Raw genomic sequence first — 1,238 nt, 5'->3', positions numbered from 1 at the left:
AGCGGCCGGCGAGCAGCGCCGGGGCCGGGGCGGTGAGGGCCGCCGGGCCGCTCCCCCGGCCAACAGCCCGATGGCCGACGCCCTGCGCCGGGCCGGTCTCACCGACCCGAAGCGCGACCGCGGGTAAGCAAGTTCACAGTCCCACCCGAGAGGCGCGCGGCCAGGTGAAAGCCCCAGGTCGCGCGCCTCTCGCATCTCCGGAAACCCTCACATTCCGTCACGGCGCCACGACGCGGGGAGACTGGCCTTGCCATCGGGTCATTCGGTAACTTACGGTTTCGTAACCTACGGACCCGTAAGTGAAGTCGGACAAGCTTGGAGACCCTGTGACCCTGACCACCGCCCACAACGCCGGACCGGACCAGTGGACCGATGCCCGGCTGCTGTACGCGCTGGAAGAGGTCGTCGAGAAGGAACTCAACCGGCACCTGAGCGTCGTCAAGGACTGGATGCCGCACGAGTACGTGCCGTGGAGCGACGGCCGGAACTTCGACGGTCCGCTGGGAGGTGAGGCGTGGGCGCCGGAGGACTCCAAGGTCACCGACATCGGACGGGTGGCGCTGGTCGTCAACCTCCTCACCGAGGACAACCTGCCGAGCTACCACCACGAGATCGCCTCGCTGTTCGGCCGGGACGGGGCGTGGGGCACCTGGGTGCACCGCTGGACGGCGGAGGAGGGTCGGCACGGCATCGTGATGCGCGACTACCTGCTGACCACGCGCGCGGTGGACCCGGTGGAGCTGGAGAACTTCCGGATGGCGCACATGTCCGAGGGCTTCGAGTCGGACAACCGGCACTCGATGCTGCACTCGGTGGCGTACGTGGCCTTCCAGGAACTGGCCACGCGCATCTCGCACCGCAACACCGGCCACCAGTCGGGTGACCCGGTGTGCGACCGCATGCTGGCCCGGATCGCCACCGACGAGAACCTGCACATGATCTTCTACCGCAACCTGCTGCGGTCCGCCTTCGAGCTGGCACCGGACCAGACGATGTCGGCCGTGCGGGACGTGGTCGTCAACTTCCGGATGCCCGGTCACGGCATGCCGGGCTTCGAGCGGGCGGCGGCCCGGATGGCGATCGGCGGCATCTACAACCTCCGCATCCACCACGACGACGTGATCCAGCCGGTGCTGCGCTACCTCAAGGTCCTCGAGATCGGCGGCCTGGGCCCCGAGGGGCTCAAGGCCCAGGAGGAGCTGGGGCTGTTCATGGGCGGACTGGACAGCGAGGCGCGC

General features: G+C 68.9%; 1 protein-coding gene. It reads left to right on the top strand.

The window, feature by feature from the left end:
* Nucleotides 1-326: 326 nt before the first annotated feature.
* The coding region (locus ACYVE9_RS27420; RefSeq protein WP_461030587.1) for an acyl-ACP desaturase at nt 327-1,238 on the top strand (912 nt) is incomplete at its 3' end.

The sequence above is a fragment of the Streptomyces sparsus genome (assembly GCF_054776295.1).
Note: the sequence above shows the minus strand (reverse complement) of the source record. Positions and strands in the feature narration are given on the sequence as shown.